At 38.5% G+C, this 22096-nt stretch carries 20 protein-coding genes and 1 pseudogene; 1 reads left to right on the top strand and 20 read right to left on the bottom strand.

The window, feature by feature from the left end:
* Positions 1 to 39: 39 nt before the first annotated feature.
* Complete coding sequence (locus tag ACFXN8_RS15955) at positions 40 to 237, bottom strand: hypothetical protein (protein ID WP_323650864.1); 198 nt, start codon at positions 235 to 237, stop codon at positions 40 to 42.
* 316 nt (positions 238 to 553) lie between these two features.
* Positions 554 to 1048 (bottom strand): YehS family protein, encoded by a 495-nt coding sequence (locus tag ACFXN8_RS15950; protein ID WP_376078524.1) that lies wholly within the window; start codon positions 1046 to 1048, stop codon positions 554 to 556.
* A 206-nt stretch (positions 1049 to 1254) separates the two neighbouring features.
* On the opposite strand from ACFXN8_RS15950, the gene ACFXN8_RS15945 reads away from it, so the two are divergent.
* Positions 1255 to 1452 carry an alpha/beta-type small acid-soluble spore protein gene (locus ACFXN8_RS15945; RefSeq protein ID WP_049668804.1) on the top strand — a complete coding sequence of 66 codons (198 nt, stop codon included), beginning with the start codon at positions 1255 to 1257 and terminating at the stop codon, positions 1450 to 1452.
* A 58-nt stretch (positions 1453 to 1510) separates the two neighbouring features.
* On the opposite strand, the pseudogene ACFXN8_RS15940 reads toward ACFXN8_RS15945, so the two are convergent.
* The 18 genes and pseudogenes from ACFXN8_RS15940 to ligA all read right to left on the bottom strand — a co-directional run.
* Positions 1511 to 1805 (bottom strand): annotated as a pseudogene (locus tag ACFXN8_RS15940) (MFS transporter); the annotation flags it as partial.
* Between the two features lie 71 nt (positions 1806 to 1876).
* Positions 1877 to 2743, bottom strand: coding sequence for a hypothetical protein (locus ACFXN8_RS15935; protein WP_386846438.1), 867 nt, complete (start codon positions 2741 to 2743; stop codon positions 1877 to 1879).
* Between the two features lie 992 nt (positions 2744 to 3735).
* On the bottom strand, positions 3736 to 4923 hold the full coding sequence (locus ACFXN8_RS15930; protein WP_386846436.1) for an MFS transporter: 1188 nt from the start codon (positions 4921 to 4923) through the stop codon (positions 3736 to 3738).
* A 277-nt stretch (positions 4924 to 5200) separates the two neighbouring features.
* On the bottom strand, positions 5201 to 5881 hold the full coding sequence (locus tag ACFXN8_RS15925) for an NADPH-dependent F420 reductase (protein WP_386846434.1): 681 nt from the start codon (positions 5879 to 5881) through the stop codon (positions 5201 to 5203).
* A 208-nt stretch (positions 5882 to 6089) separates the two neighbouring features.
* Positions 6090 to 6392 carry an ArsR/SmtB family transcription factor gene (locus ACFXN8_RS15920; protein ID WP_386846432.1) on the bottom strand — a complete coding sequence of 101 codons (303 nt, stop codon included), beginning with the start codon at positions 6390 to 6392 and terminating at the stop codon, positions 6090 to 6092.
* Positions 6393 to 6710: 318 nt separating this feature from the next.
* Positions 6711 to 7685, bottom strand: coding sequence for a tRNA dihydrouridine synthase (locus tag ACFXN8_RS15915; protein ID WP_386846430.1), 975 nt, complete (start codon positions 7683 to 7685; stop codon positions 6711 to 6713).
* Positions 7686 to 8193: 508 nt separating this feature from the next.
* Positions 8194 to 8382 carry a hypothetical protein gene (locus ACFXN8_RS15910; RefSeq protein WP_323655684.1) on the bottom strand — a complete coding sequence of 63 codons (189 nt, stop codon included), beginning with the start codon at positions 8380 to 8382 and terminating at the stop codon, positions 8194 to 8196.
* Positions 8382 to 9755, bottom strand: coding sequence for a 23S rRNA (uracil(1939)-C(5))-methyltransferase RlmD (rlmD, locus tag ACFXN8_RS15905; RefSeq protein WP_386846428.1), 1374 nt, complete (start codon positions 9753 to 9755; stop codon positions 8382 to 8384). The genes ACFXN8_RS15910 and rlmD overlap by 1 nt, the downstream gene beginning before the upstream one ends.
* Before the next feature lie 235 nt (positions 9756 to 9990).
* Positions 9991 to 10113, bottom strand: coding sequence for a cytochrome bd oxidase small subunit CydS family protein (gene cydS, locus ACFXN8_RS15900; RefSeq protein ID WP_376078510.1), 123 nt, complete (start codon positions 10111 to 10113; stop codon positions 9991 to 9993).
* Positions 10114 to 10126: 13 nt separating this feature from the next.
* Entirely contained in the window at positions 10127 to 11152 is a 1026-nt protein-coding gene (locus tag ACFXN8_RS15895; protein ID WP_376078508.1) for a cytochrome d ubiquinol oxidase subunit II, read from the bottom strand.
* Positions 11149 to 12495, bottom strand: coding sequence for a cytochrome ubiquinol oxidase subunit I (locus tag ACFXN8_RS15890; protein WP_386846425.1), 1347 nt, complete (start codon positions 12493 to 12495; stop codon positions 11149 to 11151). Before ACFXN8_RS15890 ends, ACFXN8_RS15895 begins: the two co-directional genes overlap by 4 nt.
* A gap of 393 nt (positions 12496 to 12888) precedes the next feature.
* On the bottom strand, positions 12889 to 13803 hold the full coding sequence (locus ACFXN8_RS15885; RefSeq protein WP_386846423.1) for a diacylglycerol kinase: 915 nt from the start codon (positions 13801 to 13803) through the stop codon (positions 12889 to 12891).
* Between the two features lie 122 nt (positions 13804 to 13925).
* Positions 13926 to 14486, bottom strand: a complete 561-nt coding sequence (locus ACFXN8_RS15880; RefSeq protein WP_386846421.1) for a thioredoxin family protein — start codon at positions 14484 to 14486, stop codon at positions 13926 to 13928.
* 444 nt (positions 14487 to 14930) lie between these two features.
* A complete protein-coding gene (gene gatB, locus ACFXN8_RS15875) occupies positions 14931 to 16358 on the bottom strand; it encodes an Asp-tRNA(Asn)/Glu-tRNA(Gln) amidotransferase subunit GatB (protein ID WP_370079195.1) in 1428 nt (475 codons plus the stop codon).
* A gap of 1 nt (position 16359) precedes the next feature.
* Positions 16360 to 17823 carry an Asp-tRNA(Asn)/Glu-tRNA(Gln) amidotransferase subunit GatA gene (gene gatA / locus ACFXN8_RS15870; protein ID WP_386846419.1) on the bottom strand — a complete coding sequence of 488 codons (1464 nt, stop codon included), beginning with the start codon at positions 17821 to 17823 and terminating at the stop codon, positions 16360 to 16362.
* Positions 17824 to 17847: 24 nt separating this feature from the next.
* On the bottom strand, positions 17848 to 18135 hold the full coding sequence (gatC, locus tag ACFXN8_RS15865) for an Asp-tRNA(Asn)/Glu-tRNA(Gln) amidotransferase subunit GatC (protein ID WP_010857153.1): 288 nt from the start codon (positions 18133 to 18135) through the stop codon (positions 17848 to 17850).
* 528 nt (positions 18136 to 18663) lie between these two features.
* The gene (locus ACFXN8_RS15860) at positions 18664 to 19797 is read right to left on the bottom strand and encodes a CamS family sex pheromone protein (RefSeq protein WP_386846416.1); all 1134 of its coding nucleotides are present in this window, start codon (positions 19795 to 19797) and stop codon (positions 18664 to 18666) included.
* Between the two features lie 279 nt (positions 19798 to 20076).
* Entirely contained in the window at positions 20077 to 22083 is a 2007-nt protein-coding gene (ligA, locus tag ACFXN8_RS15855) for an NAD-dependent DNA ligase LigA (protein WP_386846414.1), read from the bottom strand.
* Positions 22084 to 22096 lie beyond the last annotated feature (13 nt).

The following is a 22096-nucleotide window of genomic DNA, read 5'->3' as shown; positions in this document are numbered from 1 at the left end:
AATCAATTACCCCTAAATGATTATTCCTATTAAAAATACTTATCCGTTTAGTGTCATGACTAAAACTGCCGGTATAAATGATACAGCAAACATACTCACATACCACATCGATGTACGGCGTAATGAAAAACGAACTTGTTTCTTTTCTGCATAAAAAATGTCTATCATAATTGCAGCAACAACAAGTGGGATAGTAACACATGCGATAGCAACTAATAAAATTTTTAAACTAAACATAAAAGCACCCCTCTGTTCGTGAACATTTATTTTCCATCTTTGTGACAACTTTATGTCAATCTCAGTGTACACAATTCCGTCACAAATTGTCAACTACATTCAACTAAGAAAAATGTGCTTTTTACAGAAAATTTTAACCTCATTATAGATATTTACGTAAAAACCATCATAAACAAAGCAGCTACAAAATTGCAGCTACTTTGTTTATGATTAATTTATTGGCTATTTACTAAAATCCCCACTTGACTAACGTTAATACAGCGCTTCAGGCTTCACGCCTCTTTTTAATCAAGAATATGTTTAGTATCGAGCCGTTTTATTCTCTATATTTATATGTTAGCCCTCTTAAAAAATTCCTCACAAAGCGATCGCCACATTCTTTATAGTTACGATGACTTGGATTTCTTAAAATGGCACCTAATTCACCTTTCGAAACGTTAACGCCACCATCATATAAAATATCAAGCATCTCTTCACTCGTTAAGGCTAACGCTATCTTCACTTTCTTTAATAGCATATTATTAGGGCTTTCTTTTCCTGAAACAGGTGGTGGTCCTTCTGGCTGACCAGACTTAGACTTTTGCGGACCTCGTTTAAATGTAATAAATCCATTTAAAAAAGCCTCTACCATTTTATTATTACATTTGATGTATTCTTCTGGTGCTTCTTCCTCATCATTAACTTTAATAAGCATGTTCAATACTTCTTCCTTCGTAAAGTCCATGCCTCCTAGCTTAAAAATTTCAACCATATCTTTATTTTTGATATCTAATGCATATCTTAAACGAATTAAAATATCATTGTTCGTCATTTAAAAAACCTCCATTTTAACTGTAAAGCGCTTCTAACAATCGTATCTTCAAGATTGAAGCATTACTTTATTATAGCAGAGACATTCACAATTTTAGCTAGCTTTCCAAAAGTTACTTTACTATAGTATTTAGAATGCGCATTTTACTTTTTTACATGTATGATTAGCCAACTCTCGACCATTCTAATCACAAGGAGGTGAGAAAAATGGCTAATCGTAGTTCAAATAAGCTTCTAGTTCCTGGTGTACATGAAGCTGTTGATCAATTGAAATATGAAATCGCACAAGAATTTAATGTACAATTAGGGCCAGAAGCCTCTTCTCGTGCAAACGGTTCAGTCGGAGGAGAAATTACAAAACGCCTCGTAGAAATGGCTGAAAAACGTTCAAAAGGTTTATTATAATAATAAATTTCAAAAAGAACGAATCCCTTTTTTAATTGGAATTCGTTCTTTATGTTTTTTATTTAATATTAACTGGTTGTAAAGCCTCGCTTGTCCCTTTTTTTAGAGTCAACATTACGGTAAAGGAAATGCAATATAAGGCTGCTAAGTAAATCATAACGACCTTCATATCATAACTTTGAAGAATATAACCTACAAAGATCGGCGAAAATCCTCCAATTGCTCTACCGAAGTTAAAAATCGTATTGGTAGCCGTACTTAGAATTTGCACCGGAATAGAAGCTACTAATTAATGCGAAAATGCCATTAGAGAAAAAGCCAACAATCGCGACACTTCCTGTGGCATAGGAATGGTACTACATACTTTATAATTCTGAACTTCGATATTTTGAAGAAGTTTACTAAATATAATTTATTGTAACCGCTAAGATAATGTTAAAATTTTTTTATAACTCATATTATTTATCAATATTCTTTTAGGGTTGGTAACAGATACATTTACCCCTGTATTCCTTTTTTTCTTCTTTGTTATTTCTCCATAAGCTATTGCTATTACATCTTTTTCTTTATTTTTAACAAGTTCTTTAATATTCTCAATAAACCTTTCAAACTCATTTATCCCATTTGCATATTCATTTGAATAAAATGCTTCTGAAAACAATATATTTACAGAAGTATTTTCTGTTTTAAAATTTAAATAAGCATACCTTGTTCCATCTTTATTTACACCATTTTCGACACTATGTAGTTTTCCATATACAGATAGACGTGAACCTAAATCATCTTGAGTTACAAAATTGGCATCTTTATGTCTTATGTTAGAGCTATTGTAATTTTTTTCTCCTTCATCTAAATCTATAAATGTATCTACATTATTTTCACCTCTTTGTTCAACTTTTCTACTTCCTTGTTGAGGTGAAGGTAACTCGTTACCTTCATAGCTTTTATTTATTTTATAATATTGATTCTTCAGCCGATTAAATATCGTTTCATCATCTAATTCGATATTTTTATAATATGCATTTAATTTTTCCCTTCCCTTACTTCCTTTATATTCTACGTAATATGGGCAACCTTTATCATGAAGTTTCCCCTCTTTATTCCAAGTACTGAAAAATTTAATATTATTTTTTCTTTGTGTGAATTTTATTTTAGCTTTACACCCATTAATACATGTTAAATGGTTTTTGTATTTAGAATCATAATCTTCCCTATCTAGATCTTTACAATAAATATTGCGTTCTTTTTCTCCTTTTAATTTAGCTGTAGCAAACATAATTTTTTTAGACATAAAATGACCACCTATTCTTAACTCTAAAATTTTTAATAATTATTTCTAGCTTGCTAAATAGTAACTTATTTTTTAAAAATACCATTATCGTTTTGTTTATCTAAATGAATCAGTGGATAAAGCCATATGAGTTCAATATCCTCATAAGTACTGACAATATGTACTTCTTTTTCTTGTGGCATTGCATTACTTACCCCCTCTCAATTAGTCTGTTCTTTTAATAACCTGGTTTTGGTATTTCTACTTCCTCTTACCGACATTTGCTGAAAGAAGTTAAATAGTACCGATTCATTACGATTCATTTTGTTATTATTTTTTTGTAATATTCCACTATTAGTTAGATATGTGTCAATATACCCATTAATCAGTTTCCATTTGTAAATATGCTAATAAATCATAAATAAAAAGTCAATATCCATAAGAACAATTATTTAGAATAGACAAAAAATAATACCGAGGATCGAGAAAACTTGAATTTTAGTAGTTAGATATGCTGAGAGAGGGATAAAGTACAACTTTTATCATTGTTTTCCCTACTATTTTTGCTTTCGTTGAATTTTGTGGTGGGAGTCATACAATTTGAAAGGATATAAATCTTTATTGTGTTGTTAATTCTTCGTAAGCGTCCAACAAACAATATTCTTTTAAAAACTGTATCGAGGGATGCGACTTCAACGTTTGCTGAAAATGAAATCACTTTTATAAAGTTAGAAATCTTTAAAAAATCCGAGAATCCTTTAAGACTCTCGGATAATTGTTTTTTATTTCAACTTAAGCCAAGTTACTGCTTCATTAGTATGTAAAATGATAACATACAAGATGTTTTACCTCCAAAAGTAATTCCCCTTTTAAAAGGTTTAACTGATAAGACCTTCTGATAGTAAGAATACAAAAGCTCAAGCTCTCCTTTGAAGTAATTATCTCCATTTCATAATCTATCGAATATATTCTTCATGGAAAATACTATTGAGAATCATTCATTTCTTGCTATTTCATAATGATTTAACTTGTGCCCCTTGCTTTTCTTCGCTCATCCTCGACTTCAATATAAACGCTATAATAATCGCAAGGATGACGCCAATCATGCCGAACCAAGTAATCGATGATACAGACACTTGATTGACAATGATGCCTCCTATACCGGCTCCAGCCGCCATTGACAATTGCATCATTGATTGGTTAAGACTTAACATAATGCCCGAAAAGTTCGGTTCAATCTGAACTAGATTAAATTGCTGCGTCGGACCAGTTGACCAAGCTGCAAATGACCATAAAATCAGTAAGCCTAAAATAAGTAACCACGAATCAGTGAAGGAAACTGCAATGGACAGGAAGATAAGAGCTACTACATGCAGGAACAACCCTCCCGTCAATGTCGGAAAAACGCCCCATTTATCCGTGCTAAATCCGCCAAATTTCGATCCGACTAAGCTAGCGATTCCGAACGCCAATAAAGCTACTCTCAACAGCTCCTCATTTAAACCAGCGACATTAAGTAGATAAGGTAAAATATAAGTATAGGCTACCGAGTATCCACCCAGCCAAAAAAAGGTAATAGCGAGCCCTAGCGTTACTTTTCTATTTTTCAAGAAGGCAAGCTGCTTGGACAAGGGAACGGGTTCATCCCCTTTTACTTTAGGTATTGCCGTGTAGAGAATAAACATCGCAAGTAATCCTGCTAGTGCCAGGAAACCAAATACAGACTTCCATCCGAATTCGACTGCTAAAATTCGTCCAAGAGGAACACCAATAATTAAGGAAGCTGTAAATCCCATAACTACGGTGGCAATGGCGCTTGCTTGTTTACCTGGGGCAGCAATTTTGGCTGCAATATCTAGGGCGGTTACAACAACCATTCCCGCGCCTAGAGCCATGATTACACGAGCTAAAACAAAAAGCTCATATCCAGGCAGGACAAAAGATAAACCATTGGCTAAAACGAAGATACCCATTGCTGAAACCAACAATTTTTGCCTTTCAACTTTTGCCGTCAACGCCATCAGCACAGGTGTGCAGATTGCATATACTAAAGAAAAAATCGTAACAAGTTGCCCGGCCGAAGTAACGGAGATGCCCAATGTATCCGAGATTTGATCTAAGATACCCGAAATAACATACTCGGATGTGCCGACTAAAAAACTGACGAGTGCCAATAAGTAAATTTTCCATGTACCTGTCATAAAGATTTGCTCCTCTTCTTCAATTTCGCATTAAAAAAATTTGATGTTATAAAAATTTCGATAAAATTACATATCCCAATATATCGATTTGATAACTAAAAAATAAAACTGAAATTGCTGTTTGAGCATTCAGTCGCTGACGTATAAGGTTCTTTCCCGTAGCCATGGACCGCTTGCAAGTGACCTTTACGGGTAGATTGATCTGCACACAGATACGTGCGACCATGCATGCATTTGAGCTTGAGGCGTTCAACAGCAAGTGAAACGCGTCGCTTAACTAGCCACGAATTCCGCGATGATAATGCCAATGTCCTTCGGGCATTAACGTAGCACGAGTAGTAGTAGACAGCATTTGTTCCAGCATACTTTTGTTTAACGGTACACAATAGACAGGCTTCCGTCGCTCGAAACGCCAGCCCTCTGCGAGTGGCCCAGCATCGACCACGTCATAACCTATCTGATCCAAGAGCCTAATTACTATCTCCTTAGCGTCTTTGTCGTCACCCGCGATTGGAAGGGCGCGGCGATCCGGAGCACCGGCAGGTCGTGCATCGGGCACCACCTCCTCCACTAAGATCGAGTTCAGCACTTTGACTATACGCGACTGTGGTAAGTGTTGTGCTAATAGCTCGGCTGTCGTCATTATTCCTCTCTCCAGCTCCGAAATGCGCCCAAAGTGTGGGAAATAATTTTGCGGGTTGAGCACAACCTTACCAAAGAGAGGCTCCACCGGGATGGCGTGATAAGCCTGAAGAGGGATGGCAGCGAAGACCACTTCGCCGAACGCTGCGGCTTCATCGATGCTACCGACGCTGCAACCAATCGCCTCGCCCAGATCAAGGATGCTCTCTGGTCCTCTTGAATTGCTCATCATGACTTGATGACCAGCCTTTGCGGCCAACCTTCCTACGGCCTGAGCCATGCGACCCGCACCAATAATTCCAATCTTCATTTTCACTAACTCCTTTCGTAATACACATATATTGATGTGTTATAGGATAAAATTGAATCTGTTACAGGAATCCAGCCTAGATTATAGTTCATAAATGAAATCTCAACTCCCTAGCCGATTTTAGAGAAAAATACAAAGCACAATTAAACATATCGCAATATGTAGATGTGATTTAGAAATAAAAACTGAATACGTTTCAGGTATTCAGTCTAAATTATAGTTCACATTTGAAAAAATCTGCAATCTCTTGTATTTTGTCTTCATCTCTTTTGTAATACGTAAATTTTCCTATCCGCTCCATTTTGATCAGACCTGCTCGTTGGAGGATGGACAAATACTGGGAAGCTGTTGACTGTGTCATATTCAGCCTCTCTTGGACTTGACAAACACAAACCCCGATTTTTCTCATATCAATCCCTTCATGGGGCGCAAAATATTTTTCAGGCTCTTTGAACCATTGTAAAATTTGTAACCTCGACTCGTTGGATAACGCCTTAAACACTTCAATTGGATCCATAAACCAAATTATATCGATAATTCTCGATATGTCAATTGAAACATCATCTAGTACTTGATGCTTTACAAATAGATAGCCCCTATGATGGGAAACCATTTATGTTCGTTAGTAGTTTTTTGTTAGTTATAACAAAGTCTCATCAGCTACAAAAAGCTAATCTCATGGTATTAACTACAAATAAATCAGCCTTATCTCTATACGCATCTGTTAGCTTTTATACGGATAAAGAAGAGATAAGGTACTTTACAAAACTGAATTAGGCAACAAAAAAGAGGAGTTCTTTGCCCCTCTTTGCTATTTCCGCCAATACATTCTGATTTAATTGTCCCCGTCCCATTCTTTTCCAAAGTTATCAAGTAATGCACGCACTTCATCTGTTGATTTCGTGTTCATCAATTGATTTCTTAATTCACCCGCTCCACGGAATCCTTTGACATAAATTTTGAAAAAGCGATGAAGCCCTGTGATGGAACGTGGTAGTGCTTCCGCATATTGATCTTGAAGATCAAGCTGCAGTCTTAAAAGATCAAGGTATTCTTTACTGCTATGCTCTTTTGGCTCTTTTTCAAAAGCAAAAGGATTTTTAAAAATACCTCGCCCGATCATAACACCATCAATGCCATATTGTTCAGCAAGCTGTAGCCCCGTTTGGCGGTCAGGAATGTCTCCATTGATTGTTAGTAACGTATTTGGTGCGATACGGTCACGTAATTTTTTAATTTCCGGAATTAGCTCCCAATGCGCATCTACTTGGCTCATTTCCTTTCTTGTACGTAAATGAATAGAAAGGTTCGCAATATCCTGTTGTAAAATATGCGTTAGCCACTCTACCCACTCATTTACATCATTATAGCCAAGTCGTGTTTTCACGCTAACAGGCAGTCCGCCCGCTTTTGCTGCTTGAATAAGCTCAGCTGCAACGTCTGGACGTAGAATAAGGCCGCTACCTTTCCCTCTCGATGCCACATTCGGGACAGGGCAGCCCATATTAATATCGATGCCTTTAAATCCTAGCTCTGCCAGACCAATACTCATTTGACGGAAATATTCAGGATTATCCCCCCAAATATGTGCCACCATCGGCTGTTCATCTTCTGTAAAAATCAAACGGCCACGCACACTTTTCATGCCCTCTGGATGACAATAGCTATCCGAGTTTGTAAACTCTGTGAAAAATACGTCCGGTCGACCAGCTTCACTTACTACGTGACGAAAAACAACATCTGTCACATCTTCCATTGGTGCAAGTACAAAAAATGGTCGTGGTAAGTCACGCCAAAAATTATCTATCATGTCAAACTCAAATCCTCTCACTATCGATACATCTTCAAACTCTTGGTCAAACAATATAAAGCCAAATGTTCCGCTTCTTTTACACTTATATCATGCTCGAACTGATTATCAAACACAAATACATTTATAATTTGTGAAAATCGACAATGTTTATTTTAACGAAAATCGGTCCTGAATGGTATGTTTATAAACAAAAAGCAAATGGTATAGATTTTTGAACTGAACCCCAAATAGTGGACACTTTATTCCAAAAACATAAAAAAGCAATCCGAGATAACGGTTAATTTATCATAAAGTAATCGAATTATAACCCCTTTGAATCAAACCCACGTTCTTGAACTGCCTATTATAATGTTCTGATACCAATTATGAGGTGTATAATTTTTAATTTTCATCTATATCAAAAGTAACCTCTTCTATTCAAGCATATGATTCAACTAAAAACCCTTCCATGCTTACACAAAAAGGATGGAATATTCACTCCATCCTTTCAGAGTTCTATCATTTACTAATCAATCACCCGAGCAACATCCCTACCACAAGTCTTGCATTTCCCCTTCAATACAGGGGCATATTCTCCCTCTTGTATCGTGTACTTCACAATTGCTGTTACACCACAATTGCCACAAAATACGTTTTTTACGAGCATTTCTCTGATATCTTTCGGGATAGAGAGCCATTTTTTTGCTGCGTCCATTATGATCGCTCCTTTAGAGTTAGTTCCGTAACAACCTCCACATGCGTCGAATGCGGGAACATATCTACAGGTTGAATCTCCTGTGTTTGATAGCCCCCATCCTCCAAAATTCGAAGGTCACGTGCTAGTGTAGCTGGATTACAAGACACATAAACAACACGCTTTGGACGTTGCTCTAAAATCGTCTTTAGAAGCGCCTCATCGCAGCCTTTGCGTGGTGGGTCAACTACTAAAACATCCGCTTCTTTGCCTTCCTTATACCAACGTGGAATAACTTCCTCTGCTGGACCTGCCTCAAAATACGTATTAGTGAAACCATTTAATTCTGCATTGCGTTTTGCATCTTCAATCGCTTGCGGTACAATTTCAACACCCATAACAGCCTTTGCTTGTTGTGCAAGGAATAATGAAATTGTGCCTATACCACAGTAAGCATCAATAACTCGTTCATCACCTTGTAAGTCAGCGTAGTCTAATGCTTGTTTGTATAGGACTTCCGTTTGCTCAGGGTTTACTTGATAAAATGAACGGGCTGAAATTTCAAAGCGAACATCGCCAATTGTATCAATAATAACGTCCTCGCCCCATAGATTCACGGTTTCATCACCGAAAATAACGTTCGTTTTGTCGCTGTTAACGTTTTGCATAATGGATGTGACATTCGGGACAAGCTTCTGGATTGTCGCAACAGCGGCTTCTTTTTGCGGGAATTTCTTCTTTTTAGTTACGAGAACAACCATAACTTCACCAGTTGCTCGTGCCTTACGAATAACTACGTGGCGCAGCATTCCCTCATGCGATAGCTCGTTGTATGGTCGGACACCGATTGCCGCTAGTTCCTTTTTCAAACTTGCAAGAATAGCGTCCGCTTCCCCAGTCTGAATTAAGCAACGCTCCATATCCACAATGCTATGAGACTTCGTTTTGTAGAATCCAGCAATTGCTTGTCCTGCTTCATTTGAGGAGAAAGGTATTTGTGCTTTATTACGGTAATGCCAAGGCTCTTCCATACCCTTCACAGGTAGGACAGGCGCATCAATTTTACCAATGCGCTGCATGACATTACGCACCATGTTTTCTTTCCATTTTAACTGTCCTTCATAAGACAGGTGTTGTAATTGGCAGCCGCCACATTGCTTGAAATATTCACAAGGTGCATCTACACGATCTGGCGATGGCTTGAGAATTTCTGCAACCTTCGCGAAGCCGTAATTTTTTAACGTTTTTACAACATGTACTTCCGCCGTTTCATTAGGAAGTGCACCTTGGATAAATAATGGATAGCCATCGACCTTTGCGACGCCATTGCCATCATGTGTTAAATCTTCTATATAAACTGTTAGTCGGTCATTTTTTTTCACGGGTGCTGACATTCGTACATCCTCCATTTCAATCTCTTTATTGTAGCATGTTGTGGCGGATGAAAAAAGAACAAGGCTTCATATTAACGGCTCAGATGTATTGAGAAAGTGAGATCAGCTCTGGCCACCAACTGATTGGGTATGCCGAAAATGTAATCCGCTCTCTCCCCAAACTGCTCGGGTAAGGCAAGAATATGATCAGCTCTCCTCAAACGGATCGCCTTTACACGATTAGAAAAAAGAGCCGCTATTCGCGACTCTTCTCCTCTTTCCTTACTGTATGGTAATCTCTAGGTGCCCACCAGAAAGCTGCGACTACACCTAGGATGACGACTATAAATGGTGCATAAAAAATCAAAAAACTTGCCATAGTTGTATCCCTCCTATGCGTGATTGTCTTCTTTTCCTGTCACATATTTTTTGTTGAAGAGGAATAATTTCAACAACAAGAACAGTGATGGAATCAGTAGACACAGTCCTAAAATAAACGCAATGACGAGTGCAATCGCCATTTGTGTACTTGTAAAGCTATCGTAAATTGTTAAATACGGATACAGTAAATATGGATATTGAGCGATTCCGTATGCGAAGAATGCCACTGCAAATTGGGCAATCAATAAACTAACCGCAAGACCATAATTTTTCCTCATCCATATCAATATTACAGTAACAATAAATAACACGGCTGAAATGGCAAACATCCACCATAAATTAACCATGTTATTGTAACTTTCAGGGTTGATAAATTTCATTTCGTACATAATGCCGAGCGCACTCACCATTAATGGTATCGCCCAAGCAAGTGCGTATCTTCTCATTAAATTTGTGGCTTCTCGATCCTTTGCTTTATGAGCATACCAAGTTAAAAACACGGCTGAAATATAAAGTACAGCTGCAATGCTCAACACGACAATACTCCAAGCAAATGGGCTCGTATACAATGTCCAATAGTTTAGGACAGGTTGCCCATCAACAATATCAACATAGCCACCAGCAGCAATCGCGAATACAACAGAGAGTGAGGCTGGAATGAGTAAGCCTGCTACACCATACGTCAACGTGTAACCGATATGCCCACGTGCACCATATGATTCAAACGCATAGTAGGAGCCTCGTATTGCAAGGAGCACTAGTGAAATACTTACTGGGACAAGTAAAATCGTTCCATAATAGAAAGCTGTTTGTGGGAAAAATCCAACAATCCCCACAAAGAAGAATACTAAAAAGACATTGGTTACTTCCCAAACAGGTGATAAATAACGCTTAATAATATTCGTTAAAATGTGATTTTTTCCGATGAGTAGACTGTAGGCATTAAAAAAGCCTGCACCAAAATCGATTGAAGCTACAATGACATAACCAAATAGGAAAATCCATAACACTGAAATACCTAAAATCTCTAATGTCATAAGATGTCACCGCCTTTATCAGCATGGCGATCTTCTATTTCTCGCTCAATTGGATTCTTTTTGAACATACGAATTAAAACCACCATACTGCCTACTGCTAATACGGCATATACGCCGGTAAACAATAGCATCATTAAATCCACATGGTCACTCGTTGTGGCCCCTTCTGGTGTTCGCATTAATCCATATAAGATCCAAGGCTGTCGTCCCACTTCGGCAAGCCACCATCCTGCTTCAATTGCAATAATGGAAAGTGGTCCACCTGCAACAACAATCCATCTAAACCAACGTCTATGAATAAACTGCCAATCACGTGCTTTCCCGGTTACGTAAAGCAGTGAAACGAATGCCATGAACATGCCAATCATCACCATGAGATCAAAGAGGTAATGAATATACAGCGGTGGTCGATCTTCTTTAGCAAATTGATCTAAGCCAATTACCTCTGCATTTGGATTATTATGTGCTAAAACACTCAAAGCATAAGGTACTTTAATAGCATATTTTACTTCTTCATCATTTAATACACCAAATAGGATAAGAGAAGCTTTATCTCCCGTTTCAAAATGCCACTCAGCTGCAGCTAGTTTTTCTGGCTGATATTCTGCTAAATATTTACCTGAAAAGTCTCCAATAATCGCTGATGCAATGGAGAAAATGAGACCAATCTTCATAAGTAGGTATAAGGATTTTTTATGGTATACATGCTTAGAACCTCTAAGTAGACGGTATCCTGCAATAGATGCTAACACAAATGCGGACGTCATGTAGGCTGTAACGAGAACATGCGCTACCTTTGTCGGCATCGCTGGATTAAACATGGCTAAAAAAGGTTGAATATTCACAAGCTGGCCGTCCACAATGTCAAATCCTTGTGGCGCATTCATAAACGCATTGACAATTGTTATAAACACAGCTGACATTGATGCACCGACAGCAACCGGAATTAATAGTAGCATATGCTTTTTCTGACTATCGAAGCGATCCCAAGTATATAAGTAGATGCCTAGGAAGATGGCTTCAAAGAAAAATGCAAACGTTTCCATAAAAAGTGGTAATGCAATTGTTTGGCCGGCAAGCTGCATAAAATTCGGCCATAGTAAAGACAACTGTAAGCCAATTGCTGTCCCTGTTACAACTCCGACTGCAACTGTAATGACAAAACCTCGTGCCCAACGTCTTGCCATTAAAATATAGTGCTCATCGTTCTTTTTATACCCAGTCCATTGCGCAATCATAATCATTAATGGGACACCCACACCAATCGTTGCATAAATAATATGGAACGATAAGGTTAGCTCCGTTAATGCTCTACTCCAAAAGACTGCTGATTCATTCACCATTTCATTGCCCCCCTAACCTCCAAATATTCTTCCAAGTATGGAAAGTAGCATGATAATTCCAACACCAAAGCTTAGCCAAATGAGCTTTCTTTCCTGTGACTTATACAAAGGCAACACTTCCTTTCCCTTATCTCTACCCCCATTTTCCACTATTGCAACGAAAAAAACCTTTATAATGGACCGGAATTTCGGCCTATTATAAAGGTTTCAAATTTTGTTCAAGTAATATACGCACATTTGCCAAACATTTTTCTTAATTCATTCACAATACCAATTAAAGGAATGTAATATTCATATATATGGTGTTTAAACCATTAATATCCCAGAAATTCAATTGAGCAAGCTCTAACAAGGCTCTCTCCTAAATTGAAGAGAGCCTTGTTTTAATGTTCGTTATATACGGTCTTCTTCACGAATATCTGCTAGTGGAGCAAAAATTTCAATATGGCGCTTTAAGTTTTCAAATGTTGCAGGCGCGTCCCCACCATATTCACCATCCAAGTTTAAATGAATTTCATCTTCAGTAGATACTTTGACGACACTTGCCTTTTTATAAATTACACGATCATCATTCAAATGCTCGCCCCTTAAAGCCATCGCAGCAAGCTGAATAAATTCAGGCAGGCTTACTTTTTTCAATACTAATAGCGTAAAGTAGCCATCATTAATACTTGCGTCAGGTGCAAGCTTTTCAAAGCCACCTACTGAATTTGTTAAGCCACATAAAAACATCATGGCATCTCCATCAAACACTTCACCATCATATTCGATACGCATGTGGGAAGCTTTGATTGATGGAATCATTTCTACTGCTTTTAAGTAATAAGCAAGCTGTCCTAGCATTGTTTTCATTTTACTTGGCACTTCATACGTTAACTCTGTAATACGCCCACCAGCGGCAATATTGATGAAATAGCGTTCCCCATTTAATAAACCAACATCAACCGGCAACGATTCACCTTTAATAATAATGTCAACTGCAGCTTCAATATTTCGAGGAATCTGCACAGCACGAGCAAAGTCATTTGTTGTGCCCATCGGAATTAGACCCACTTTCGGTCGGTTCTCAAATAGACTGACACCTGAAACAACTTCATTTAATGTGCCATCTCCACCAACTGCAATGATTATATCAAAGCCACGTTCTACTGCATTTTTTGCAGCAATGGTTGCATCGCCTTCACAAGTTGTTGCGTGACATGATGTCTCATAGCCTGCTACCTCTAATTTTGCCAATACTTCTGGTAGATGCTTTTTAAACACTTCACGCCCAGATGTAGGATTATAAATGATTCTTGCTCGTTTCATAACATACCTTCTCGCTTCATAAGATTCTATTTCTTTCAACGAAATTCTACTTTTAAATGTTGCATTGAACTTCTAAAGCAAGGCATGTCCTCATTCTCCTGACATGCGCTTGTGATTTACAATTATTGCAATGCAGCAGTTACTTGCTTTTTAAAATCCTCGTAAACAAATGTCCAATATGATTTATTCGTTATATTCTCTTCACGAATTTCTGCATATAGCGCTTTTTGTGCATTTTCAAATGCTGGATCTTCTTTATCAGGTAAAGTAGCTCGTTTACTTACTACTAGTTCCTGTAATTCTGGTGCACGTGGTCCCCATTTTCCAACAACCTGTCCAGCTTCATCTAATAAAATATAAACCGGAATTGCACGGCCACCATTTGTTAAATAACGATCAATCAAATCTGTATCAGCATCGCGTAGTACTGCGCGCATGTCTAATCCTGCTGCCTCTGCAACTCGGCGAATGATTGGATTGTTTAACATTGCGTCCCCGCACCAGTCCTCAGTAATTGTTAAAATTTTTGATTGCTTGTTCTTCAGTAGTTCGATAAAGCCATCGTTTAATGGCACTTCGAAGCCATCATAAATACGGAAGCTGTCCTCTTTTAACGTCGTCATTTTATCCATATATTGTTGAATTGAAATCGCATCATTGAAATATTGTTGTTCAGTTTTCATTGATAGACCTCCCAAAAGTTTTATCATGTTCTATTCTATATTTTGCTATGAATACTCCTTTTAGACAACTATAAAGTGCTAATTTGGTATTTTTTAGTCATATTAAGTTGATTTTCCGTTCCGATTGGGCGCTTTGTAGCTGCCGCTTCGCTTTCGCACAGAGCAAAGCTTCCTGGGGGCGTCCGATGAGCCGCTTGGGCCAACACGAAGTTGGTCACGAAGGCGTTATCACAGGACGTGATGCTTTTAGCCTTCGTTCCTTTATATCGCTGATCCCCACGGAGTCGCCCAGTCTCCACTCCAATCAACTTATCCACATAACATATGTTTTAACATAAATTATCCCCGATTAAATGCCCTAAAGATTCTTAGTATGTATTAATTTTTTAAAATAAAAAGCCAAGAAAACAAATTTGCTCTCTTGGCCCTCTATTGCAATTGCAATTAACGTTTTGCAATTTCTTGTTGTAATAATTTATTGACCATTGGTGGGTTCGCTTGACCTTTAGTAGCTTTCATAATTTGACCAACTAAGAAGCCGATAGCGCGATCCTTACCGTTTTTGAAGTCTTCGATTGATTGTGCATTGTTGTCTAGAACTTCTGTAACGATAGCAAGTAATGCACCTTCATCAGAAATTTGAACTAAACCTTTTGCTTTAACGATTTCTCCTGCAGAACCGCCTTTTTCTACTAATTCAGCAAATACTTTTTTACCGATTTTAGAAGAAATTGTACCGTCAGTGATTAATTTCACCATTTCTGCAAGGTTTTCTGGTGTTAATGCAGTATCTTTAAGGTCTTTTTGTTCTGCGTTTAGATAGGCAGAAACATCACCCATAAGCCAGTTTGCTGAAAGCTTTGCATCCGCATCTTTAGCTACCATTGCCTCGAAGAAGTCTGAGATTTCTTTTGAAATAACAAGAACTCCTGCATCATATGGTGTTAAGCCTAATTCTTCAACATAGCGTTTTTTACGAGCATCTGGTAGCTCTGGAATTTCTGATTTCACTCGTTCTAACCATTCATCATCGATTGATAGACGAACTAAGTCTGGCTCTGGGAAGTAACGATAATCGTCTGTTCCTTCTTTCACACGCATAAGAATTGTTTTACCTGTTTTTTCATCGAAACGACGAGTTTCTTGATCAATTACCCCACCTGAAAGAAGGACATCAGCTTGGCGTAATTCCTCGTGCTCTAAACCACGGCGAACATAGTTGAAAGAGTTCAGGTTTTTAAGCTCTGTTTTCGTACCGAATTCTTCTTGACCGTATGGGCGGATTGAGATGTTGGCATCACAACGTAAAGATCCCTCTTCCATTTTACAGTCTGAAACATCTGCATATTGGATGATTGATTTTACTTTTTCAAGATACGCATACGCTTCGTTTGGTGTGCGAATATCTGGCTCAGAAACGATTTCTACAAGTGGTGTACCTTGACGGTTAAAGTCAACTAAAGAGTGGTCGCCACTGTGAGACAGTTTACCAGCATCTTCTTCCATATGAAGACGTGTAATACCGATACGTTTTGTATAACCATCTACTTCGATATCAACCCAGCCGTTTTTACCGATTGGCTTATCAAATTGAGAAATTTGATATGCTTTCGGATTATCTGGATAGAAGTAGTTTTTACGGTCAAATTTTGTTTCTTGTTCGATTTCCATATTTAGTGCAAGTGCTGCACGCATTGCGAAATCTACAACATTTTTATTAAGTACAGGGAGGACACCAGGATAACCTAGGTCGATAACTGTAGTATTTGTATTTGGTTCAGCACCGAAATGAGCTGGTGCTGGTGAGAAGATTTTTGAGTTTGTTTTTAACTCAACGTGTACTTCTAAACCAATGACTGTTTCAAAGTTCATGTTATTTTCCCTCCCAAATTTGAGGAACTTGTTTATGGAACTCCGTTGCTTGTTCAAAAGCATGAGCTACACGGTAAATTGTTGCTTCATCGAAATATTTACCGATAATTTGTAGGCCTAGTGGTAGACCATTTTCAATACCACATGGGATTGAGATGGCTGGCACACCAGCTAAGTTCATAGGAATCGTTAAAATATCATTTGCATACATCGTCATTGGATCATCGACGTTTTCACCAATTTTGAATGCTGGTGTTGGAGAAGTTGGTCCAATAATTACGTCAAAGTCTTCAAATACTTTGTCGTAGTCTGCTTTGATAAGTGTACGTGCTTGTTGAGCTTTTTTGTAGTAAGCATCATACGTACCTGCACTTAGCGAGTAAGTACCAAGCATGATACGACGTTTTACTTCATCGCCAAAGCCTTGTGCACGTGTTTCTTTATAAAGGTCCATCAAATTATTAACATTTTCTGCACGGAAACCATAACGGATCCCATCAAAACGAGAAAGGTTAGAAGACGCTTCAGAAGAAGATAGAATATAGTATGCTGCAAGTGCATATTTCGAGTGAGGAAGCGATACTTCTTCTACTGTAGCACCTAAGCCTTTTAATACTTCTAATGCATCAAGCACTGATTGACGTGCTGCTTCGCCAACACCTTCACCAAGGAATTCTTTTGGCACAGCGATACGTAAGCCTTTTACGTCACCTGTAAGGGCTGCTGCGTAGTTTGGTACTTCTACGTCTGCAGAAGTTGAATCGTTTGCATCTAATCCTGCGATTGCTTCAAGTAAAAGGGCGTTATCTTCAACATTACGTGAAATTGGTCCAATTTGATCTAAAGAAGATGCAAATGCAACTAGACCAAAGCGAGATACACGACCATATGTAGGCTTCATCCCTACAACACCGCAATAAGCCGCTGGTTGACGGATTGAACCACCTGTATCAGAACCAAGTGAGAATGGTACTTCACCTGCTGCTACTGCTGCTGCAGACGCACCTGAAGATCCACCTGGTACGTGGTTTAAATTCCACGGATTTTTTGTTGTTTTATAGTATGAGTTTTCATTTGAAGAACCCATTGCAAACTCGTCCATATTTAATTTACCGATAGTGACCATACCAGCTTCACGTAGCTTTTTAACTACTGTTGCATCGTAAATTGGCATAAAGCCTTCTAAAATTTTAGAAGCACAAGTTGTTTCTAAGCCTTCTGTAACGATGTTGTCTTTAACACCGATAGGAAGACCGAAAAGTGGTCCACGCTCTTCAAATGGCACTTTATCCATTTCAGCTGCTTGTGCAGTTGCTTTTTCTTCGTTTGAAGCAAGGAAAGCTTGTACATCGCCGTCAAGCTTCGCCACACGTTCGTATGCTTCTTTTGTTAAATCAGCGATTGTTAGGTTACCAGCTTTAATATCAGCTTGTAACTCCTTTGCTGAACGTTCAAATAACGTCATGAGGAATCCTCCTATGTTTTAGTATTACATGATAGCTGGTACTTTTACTTGACCATCTTCTTGTTCTTTTACGTTTAACATCATTACTTCACGGTCTAAACCTTTTGTTGCCACATCTTCACGCATTACGTTTACTAGTGGTAAAACGTGAGTTGTTGGTTCAACATTCGTTGTGTCTAACTCGTTTAGTTGCTCTGCGAAGTCTGTAATTTTACCAAGCTGTTCAGCAAATTTCTCTGCTTCCTCTTCCGTAATTGCAAGACGTGCTAAATTTGCCACGTGCTTAACTTCTTCTTTTGTTAATTTTGCCATTTTTCACACCTCCGAATACTCATTCAATTCATTGCTTTTGTCGATAACAATAGGGTTGAATAAAGTTAACCATGCAAATAATCATAACATTTTTCATATTAAAAATCACAACTTTCACCAAAAATAAAGAAACCTTTCACTACTATGACGAAGTGTCGTCTTTAGGGACTGTTTTTAGAGTCTTTCTTATAGACTTCGCTTTTCAGAAGTAGGGCATGGATTGTGTGCTGTGCTCTCTTCTATTTATCGGGTCGAGGTCGTTTTGATGACTTTATCCGTCGCTCCGGGGAATCTTTCCGTCGCTTTTGCTCTTCTATCCGTCACTTCGGCGAGGCCTTCCGTCTCCCTTTTTTCTATCCGTCGTTTCGAGAACTTTATCCGTCGCTCTGACGTATCTTTCCGTCACTTTCACTTTTCTATCCGTCGCTTAAAAGAGTCTATCCATCACTCCGATTTCTTCCAACAAATATTATCCAATCTCATTTTTCTTCCCACAAAAAATATAGTCAGCACAAGGCTGACTATATTTTAATAGATATGGACGTAAGGTTCTTTTTCGTTGGCATTCTTTACGATTAATGCCTCTGGACCGTTAACTGAGGTGATACTTACTTCAACATTGATGTTATCAAATTGATTGATAAGAACACCTGTTAAATATTGAGTAAAGCCTGTAATTTCAAGCTTGCCAAAGAATTGGATTGGTACTTCAATCGATAGCTTTTGAATTTTTTTGTTTTGATAGAAGCCTGTTCCTATCACACTAGTATAGTTTGAAAAATATTTATCTACATCTTGTTTAAAGTTCTTAAAGTTATTGCTAACATCTCGGTATACATCTTGTGATTCACTCGTTGGGAATAGTACGTATTCCTCGTCAATACCTTTCCAATCAGCTACGTCGTTTTGTCCAACTTTTGCTACCCCATAGTTAAAATACGTTCCTGGAACAATGTCATTGCGAGCTTTTTGTTTAAACAAGCCTACTACAATCGGTATATCTTTCAATTCATCACGAGTTCTTAGGCGGGACACAATTTCAGAGGCCATTTTCTTTCCTTGCTCAACTAGTTTTGCCTCCGAAATTGGTTCCTCATAGTACTCCCCATATTTTTCTTTTTGATAGTAATAAATAGAGTTTAAGGAAAGCCCTATCGAAATACCGCCTAATTTTACTTTGTTATCACTAGTTTTTGTTAAATAATTTTGCTCAACAATATGTGATAAATAGATTGGGGCCTTTGTTGCACGTTCTTCTGCTGGCATTGAGTCCGTCGTTGGAGGATTTAAACCTTCCTTCGCTTGTGAACTACGGGCAAGCCAGTCTGTCACTGTGCTTTCCGCTAAATATTGCCCCTCTTGGAAGAAGTAGTTTTCTGTGTCAAACTCATTTTGAGACAGACGCATTAAACCTGTTTCAACTTCCTTCATATCATATTTTGTAAACATATTTGAAACTACTAACCCTCTGCTAGCACTTTGTTTATAAGGTATTAGCGTTCTATAATATGATTCATCAATCTGTAAGCTTGGAATAATTGTTGTTTCCGCTTTTTCCTGTTGCGTCTCCTGTGTTAGCTCTGTCTCCTTCTTATCAGAAGGCACACAGCCGACTAGCATTGCAGCAGCGATAATTGCTGGAATGAGTCGAAATGACTTCATTATGTTAGTACTCCTTTACTGATGTTCAGATTTTGCTTGACGAATTTGTTCATACCTGCCTGTGGAAAGGACGGACAATTCATCTTACTTTACTATTAATATTTAGATTATCACCATAACGTAGGGTTGATTTCCGTTCCAGCTGGGCGCTTGCCGCTGACGCTTCGCTTTCGCGCAGAGCTTCCTGGGGGCGTCCAGCCTCCACTCCAATCAAATTATATAAGGTATATTTTAACAAATGTCACCTACAACTTTTGGTGACGAGCCTGATATTTTCCATTATTTCACAATATTAAATTGTTCGATCAGGTTGTCTTCATTCCAAACTTCAATACCTAACTGCTCGGCTTTTGTTAGTTTAGAACCCGCATCTGCTCCTGCAATGACAAGGTCAGTTTTTTTGCTGACACTACCTGTAACAATTCCACCTAACTCTTCTATTTTCACCTTTGCTTCGTTACGTGTCAATTGCTCAAGTTTACCAGTTAATACGATTGTTTTACCTGCAAAAGGATTATCTCCTACAGCTACCTCTATCTTTTTACCTTTATACGTCATATTGACACCTACTTCAGCTAGGCGCCCAATGACTGCACGTGCATCCTCATTTGAAAAATACTCAACAAGTGATGAAGCCATTTTATCACCAATTTCGTAAATCGCCACGAGTTGCTCCTCTGTTGCTGCCATCACCGCTTCCATTGTTCCAAACTCCTCTGAAACAATTTTCGCTGCCTTTTCACCAACATGTCGTATACCCAATCCAATTAGTAAACGCTCCATCGAATTTCCCTTGGAAGCTTGGATAGCATTGACTAAATTCGCCGCTGATTTTTCTCCCATACGCTCAAGCTCGACAAGCTGTTCCTCCGTTACGTGATACAAATCAGAGACATCATGAATTAAATCAGCACGTAATAATTGCTCAACGACCTTATCACCAAGACCGTCAATATTCATAGCATTACGCGATACAAAATATTTAATGCTCTCCGCGATTTGTGCAAAACATGCAGGATTTACACAACGTAAGGCCACTTCTCCTTCAATACGAATAAGTTCGCTCTCACAAACAGGGCAATTTTCGGGCATTTCATACGGAACTGCGTCTTCAGGGCGCTGCTCCAGTATTACACCTACAACTTGTGGGATAATGTCTCCGGCTTTTCGGATAATGACTGTATCTCCTAGTCGAATATCTTTATCTCGAATTAAATCCTCATTGTGTAATGATGCACGTTGAACCGTCGTACCTGCCACTTGAACAGGCGATAAAATAGCAGTTGGTGTAACAACCCCTGTACGCCCAACCGTTAAATCAATATCAAGTAATGTTGTGACTACTTCCTCAGCAGGGAATTTATAAGCAATTGCCCAACGTGGACTCTTTGCTGTATAACCAAGCTCATCCTGCTGGGCATAGCGATCCACCTTAATGACAATGCCGTCAATTTCATAGGCTAAATCCGGGCGGTTTTCAGTCCATTTTTCGATAAAGGCTAGTACCTCTTCAATCGTTGAGCAGCGTTGACGCTCTTTGTTTGATGGGAAACCTAGTCCCTCTAAATAATCAAGCATCTCTGCATGACCGTCAATCTCATATGCCTCTCCATCTCCCCCAATGGCATAAATAAAGGTCGATAGCTGACGACTTGCTGCTATTTTAGGATCTAACTGGCGTAAAGAGCCTGCAGCTGCATTTCTCGGATTAGCAAATAATTCTTCTCCATTTTCAGCACGTAGGGAATTCAATTTTTCAAATGATTTTTTAGGCATATACGCCTCACCACGTACTTCGATTGTAATTGGTTCCTTCAATCGAAGTGGTATTGCTCGAATCGTTTTTAAATTGGTTGTAATATCTTCCCCTACAACACCGTCTCCTCGCGTTGCTCCTTGTATAAAAACGCCATTTTCGTATTTTAAAGAAATGGCAAGACCATCAATTTTCAGCTCGCAAACATAAGAGAATTTATCACCGATTGCTTGACGTACTTTACGGTCAAATTCACGTAAGTCTTCTTCATTAAAAGCGTTTGATAGACTTAGCATAGGGTAATCATGAGTCACCTTTTTAAAGCCTTCTACCACTGCTCCGCCAACACGCTGTGTCGGTGAATCTGGGTAAATGAGTGACGGATTCGCTTCCTCTAATGCAATAAGTTCATGTAATAATTGATCATAAACACTATCTGCTACGACAGGTTTATCCAACACATAATAGGCATGACCGTATTCATGTAACAATTTATTTAATTCCACAATGCGCTGTTCAATTTCGTTCATTTATGTTCCCCCG

This window comes from Lysinibacillus sp. NPDC059133 (genome assembly GCF_042755925.1).
Classification (GTDB): domain Bacteria; phylum Bacillota; class Bacilli; order Bacillales_A; family Planococcaceae; genus Lysinibacillus.
This window is presented reverse-complemented; position numbering and strand designations above follow the sequence as displayed.

Excerpts from the sequence above, each read along its gene's own strand:
- ACFXN8_RS15945 (WP_049668804.1), top strand. The coding sequence starts at position 1,255 with ATGGCTAATCGTAGTTCAAATAAGCTTCTAGTTCCTGGTGTACATGAA.
- gatC (WP_010857153.1), bottom strand. The coding sequence starts at position 18,135 with ATGGCAAAATTAACAAAAGAAGAAGTTAAGCACGTGGCAAATTTAGCA.
- ligA (WP_386846414.1), bottom strand. The coding sequence starts at position 22,083 with ATGAACGAAATTGAACAGCGCATTGTGGAATTAAATAAATTGTTACAT.
- ACFXN8_RS15885 (WP_386846423.1), bottom strand. The coding sequence starts at position 13,803 with ATGAAACGAGCAAGAATCATTTATAATCCTACATCTGGGCGTGAAGTG.
- rlmD (WP_386846428.1), bottom strand. The coding sequence starts at position 9,755 with ATGTCAGCACCCGTGAAAAAAAATGACCGACTAACAGTTTATATAGAA.
- ACFXN8_RS15895 (WP_376078508.1), bottom strand. The coding sequence starts at position 11,152 with ATGACATTAGAGATTTTAGGTATTTCAGTGTTATGGATTTTCCTATTT.
- ACFXN8_RS15930 (WP_386846436.1), bottom strand. The coding sequence starts at position 4,923 with ATGACAGGTACATGGAAAATTTACTTATTGGCACTCGTCAGTTTTTTA.
- ACFXN8_RS15880 (WP_386846421.1), bottom strand. The coding sequence starts at position 14,486 with ATGAAAACTGAACAACAATATTTCAATGATGCGATTTCAATTCAACAA.
- gatB (WP_370079195.1), bottom strand. The coding sequence starts at position 16,358 with ATGAACTTTGAAACAGTCATTGGTTTAGAAGTACACGTTGAGTTAAAA.
- ACFXN8_RS15860 (WP_386846416.1), bottom strand. The coding sequence starts at position 19,797 with ATGAAGTCATTTCGACTCATTCCAGCAATTATCGCTGCTGCAATGCTA.
- ACFXN8_RS15910 (WP_323655684.1), bottom strand. The coding sequence starts at position 8,382 with ATGGACGCAGCAAAAAAATGGCTCTCTATCCCGAAAGATATCAGAGAA.
- ACFXN8_RS15920 (WP_386846432.1), bottom strand. The coding sequence starts at position 6,392 with ATGGATCCAATTGAAGTGTTTAAGGCGTTATCCAACGAGTCGAGGTTA.
- cydS (WP_376078510.1), bottom strand. The coding sequence starts at position 10,113 with ATGGCAAGTTTTTTGATTTTTTATGCACCATTTATAGTCGTCATCCTA.
- ACFXN8_RS15890 (WP_386846425.1), bottom strand. The coding sequence starts at position 12,495 with ATGGTGAATGAATCAGCAGTCTTTTGGAGTAGAGCATTAACGGAGCTA.
- ACFXN8_RS15915 (WP_386846430.1), bottom strand. The coding sequence starts at position 7,685 with ATGATAGATAATTTTTGGCGTGACTTACCACGACCATTTTTTGTACTT.
- gatA (WP_386846419.1), bottom strand. The coding sequence starts at position 17,823 with ATGACGTTATTTGAACGTTCAGCAAAGGAGTTACAAGCTGATATTAAA.
- ACFXN8_RS15935 (WP_386846438.1), bottom strand. The coding sequence starts at position 2,743 with ATGTCTAAAAAAATTATGTTTGCTACAGCTAAATTAAAAGGAGAAAAA.
- ACFXN8_RS15955 (WP_323650864.1), bottom strand. The coding sequence starts at position 237 with ATGTTTAGTTTAAAAATTTTATTAGTTGCTATCGCATGTGTTACTATC.
- ACFXN8_RS15950 (WP_376078524.1), bottom strand. The coding sequence starts at position 1,048 with ATGACGAACAATGATATTTTAATTCGTTTAAGATATGCATTAGATATC.